The following is a 3,694-nucleotide window of genomic DNA, read 5'->3' as shown; positions in this document are numbered from 1 at the left end:
CGGTGCCCTCGACTCGCACACCGGCGAGGAGGTGCTGCGCGTGCTCCGGCAGCGGTGCGACGCCGGCGCGGCCGGGCTGCTCGTCACGCACGAGGCGCGGCACGCGGCGTGGGCCGACCGGGTGATCTTCCTCCGGGACGGGCGGATCGTGGACTCGACGGGCGGGCCGGACTCGGCGGACTCGCTCCTCGCGCAGACGCGGTGACCTGATGGCGTGGGGGCAGGGGGGCTCGGGGCGGCCCGGGCAGGGGACGGGCCGCTTCGAGCAATGGCGGGCGGGATGGCGCGTTGCGCTGCGGATGGCGCGGCGTGACGTGCGCCGGCATCGCGGCCGGAGCATCCTGATCACGGTCATGGTCGGGCTTCCGGTGCTGCTGCTCGTGGCCGGCAGCACGCTCTGGTTCAGCGAGGACCTCGACACGGAGGAGCGGCTGCCCCTGCAGGTCGGGCAGAGCCAGGGATACCTGGTCGGCCCGCGTCCCCAGGCGCTGACCCAGCTGCTTGACCCCAACACCTTCTACGGCAACGGTTCGGACCACGCCCCGGCAGCCAAGCCGGTCCCTGGCTTCGGACCGGGCACGGAGGCCGCGGCGCTTGGCGAGCTGGTCGGAGGCCGGCTACACCCGATGACCTCGATCCGAGGGACTGCGCGGGTCGACGGTCACCGGTTCACGGTGACCGTGGTCGGGGCGGACGCCACGGACGGGGGCGGCGTGCTGTCGCCCCGGGCGAGCCTCGAGACCGGCCGTTGGCCGACCGGGCCGGACGAGGCGCTGGTCACCGCCCTCGGTGTCGCAGCGGGCCTGCCGGCCACTGGCACGTTCGAGCTGACGACGGACGACGGGAAGGGCGGGCAGACGACGCGGACCGTGACGCTGGTCGGCACCGGACAGGGCTTCAGTTCGTGGAGTCCCAGTCAGGTGACGCCCGCGGAGCTGGTCATGACTCCCATGTCGCCCGACCTTGCCGAAACGCAGTGGCTCGTCGAGCGCAACTCCCCCATCACCTGGCCTGAGATCGAGCAGCTCAATACGTATGGCGTCGGCGCCTATAGCCGCTACGTGGTCCAGCATCCCGAGACGATGCAGGTGCCCGATGGGATGGGGCTCTTGTCGTCCGGGAGCATCTCGGCGCTCTATGGCGTCGGTGGGGCATCGCTCGGCCTGCTCCTGCTGACCACGCTGCTCGCCGGCCCGGCTTTCGCGGTCAGCGCTGCCCGGCAGCGGCGGACGCTCGCCCTCGCGTCCTCCAACGGCGCAACGACAGCACAGCTGAGGCGGAGTGTGCTCGCCCAAGCCCTGGTCCTCGGCGCACTCTCGTCCCTCGTCGGCGCGGCCATCGGACTCGCTGCTGGTCTCGCCGCCGTCGTACTGATCGGACGGCTGCGGCCGAACCACTTCTTCGGGCCGCTCGAGGTGCCGTGGTCGGCCATGGCGCTCGTCACGGCCGCTGGCGTGCTCAGCTCGGTCGTGGCTGCGCTCATCCCGAGCCGCGGCCTCGGCCGGCTCGACATCGTCTCGGTCATGCGCGGGCAGTCGGTCTCTCCGCGATTGCGCAAGCGCGTTCCGGTCGTCGGCGCGGTCCTTGCCGGCGTCGGCGTCGCCGCCGTGTCGCTCGCCTCCTTCCAGACCGCCGACGTCTACTTCTTCGTCTTCCTCGGCGGGGTGCTGCTGCTCGTCATAGGCGCGCTGCTCGTGGTGCCGCTGGTCTTGGCGCTTGGAGGCCGCCGCGCCCATCGTCTGCCGCTCGCCGCGCGGATGGCCGCTCGGGAGGCTGGCCGACTCCGCGGCCGGGCCACGCCCACTGTGGCCGCGATCATGGCCGGCGCGGCGGTCCTCACAACGGTATGCATCGCATTGCAGGGCGACACTCTCCGCAAGGCCAAGGAGTACCAGCCGGTCCTCGCGGACGGGCAGGCGATGGTCTATCCCCCGGGAGGCCCCGACCCGACCGCTGCAATGGCGGAGACGACCGCCGCGATCCGCCGAGCCGACCCGACGGTCCGGACGCTCGGGCTCATCGGGCTGGGGTTTGAGGACGTACCCGCCAACAGACTCGCAGCGCCGCGTGCAGGGTGCACCCCGCGCGAGGTGATCGTCGAGGACGACGACATGGCAGCGGTTGAGGGTCGTGAGGTCACCCGAGGAGACCCGCCACCCAAGTGCGCGACTGTCTCCACCAGTGGCTCATCGTCGGGGTCGCAACTGATCGCCGCGGATCTCGACGAGTTGACCACGATGCTCGACCTCACCCCCGAGCAGCGTGCCGGGCTGGCACAGGGAGCCGTCGCAATCCTGGATCCCGACTTCGCGCGGGCGCTGCCCCACCAATCCCGGTGGGGGTCCGCGCCGCTCGCCATCGAGCAGATGCGACCGGTCGACCTCGACGTGGTGGACGGCCGTGCCACGTTCTTCCGTTACACGCTGACGCCGGGTCCGGACGGCAGGCCGACCATCCAGGACCACGACGGGACCGACGTCGTCACCCTGCCCGTGGTCCACCTCGGCCACGACCAGTGGGTTCGCATCGTCAATGGCGGGAGCGGCGGGCCTGGCGGAATCATCACGACCCACACGGCCAGCAGACTCGGCTTACAGCAGTTCCCCAACTACATCGTCCTTCGTGGCAATGGCCCGATCACGGGCGAGCAGGAGCAACGGATCTTCGATGCGGTGGGCGCGGTCGCGGGGGAGGTGCCCATGCACGTGGAACGGGGCTTCCAGCGGGACGACGGGCTCATCATCGCGCTCGTCATCGGGGTCATCGCCCTGATCATCCTCGTCGCGACGCTCATCGCGACCGCCCTCGGGCAGGCCGAGGCGGCACCGCTCCTCGGCACCCTCGCTGCGGTGGGCGCCACTCGACGTACGAGACGGGCCATGGCGGGAGCACAGGCCACCTACCTGGGCCTCCTCGGCGCTGTGCTGGGCGTCCTCGTCGGCGTCGCGCCCGGCATCGCCCTCTCGCGCATCATGACCGCGCGGTACACCGATCAGGGCATGGACGTCAGCACCGTGGTCATCGACGTGCCATGGCTGCAGATCCTGCTGCCCGTCGTACTCGTCCCCCTCGTCGCCGGAGCCCTCGCCTGGCTCTCGGTGCGTCGGGCTCCCGTCGTCACGAGGAGGGCGACGTGACGGGCACGAGCGACATGCGTGGCGGCCGGTTCAGTAGCTGGCAGGCGGGCTGGCGGGTGGCGCTACGCATGGCGCGCCGCGACGTACGCCGCCACCGCGGACGCAGCATCCTCATCCTGATCATGATCGGGCTCCCGGTGCTGCTGATCAGCGCCGGCGCGACGCTGGTCTTCTCGATGACCCTCGACGACAACGAGCAGGAACCGTATCTGTTCGGCACCGGTCAAGCGATAGTGAGCGGACCGGTCGCAGGAAAGCAGATCTACCAGGAAGCCCTCGGCCGGGGGTGGGGTTCAGACGGAGACTCACCGCCCGCCACACCGATCGGAGGGATCGAGAACGATCCGGCCAGGGCCATTGCCGGGTTGACCGGCGGAACCGCGATTCCGTTGGCCCAAGGTCAGCTCCGTGTCGCATCTCCCGAGAAGACGATCTCCGTCAACGCACTGGGAGTGAGTCTCCAACCACACGCCGATCTGGGCGACCGAGCGCACCTCATCAGCGGGCGTTGGCCGGCTGATGACAGTGAGGTGGTGGTCACGAAGTGGGGCGCTGGG

At 70.7% G+C, this 3,694-nt stretch carries 1 protein-coding gene and 2 pseudogenes; all 3 read left to right on the top strand.

The genetic code is table 11. The features are described from left to right. Positions 1 to 205 (top strand): annotated as a pseudogene (locus ACTHJJ_RS00710) (ABC transporter ATP-binding protein); the annotation flags it as partial. Between the two features lie 4 nt (positions 206 to 209). Next, positions 210 to 3,137 carry an FtsX-like permease family protein gene (locus tag ACTHJJ_RS00705; protein WP_440301019.1) on the top strand — a complete coding sequence of 976 codons (2,928 nt, stop codon included), beginning with the start codon at positions 210 to 212 and terminating at the stop codon, positions 3,135 to 3,137. After that, a pseudogene (locus tag ACTHJJ_RS00700) lies at positions 3,134 to 3,694 on the top strand (hypothetical protein); the annotation flags it as partial. The gene ACTHJJ_RS00705 and the pseudogene ACTHJJ_RS00700, both read left to right, overlap by 4 nt.

The organism is Intrasporangium sp., from assembly GCF_051961875.1.
Lineage (GTDB): Bacteria > Actinomycetota > Actinomycetes > Actinomycetales > Dermatophilaceae > Intrasporangium_A.
The sequence above is the reverse complement of the archived record's forward strand: the minus strand, read 5'-3'. Positions and strand labels throughout refer to the sequence as shown.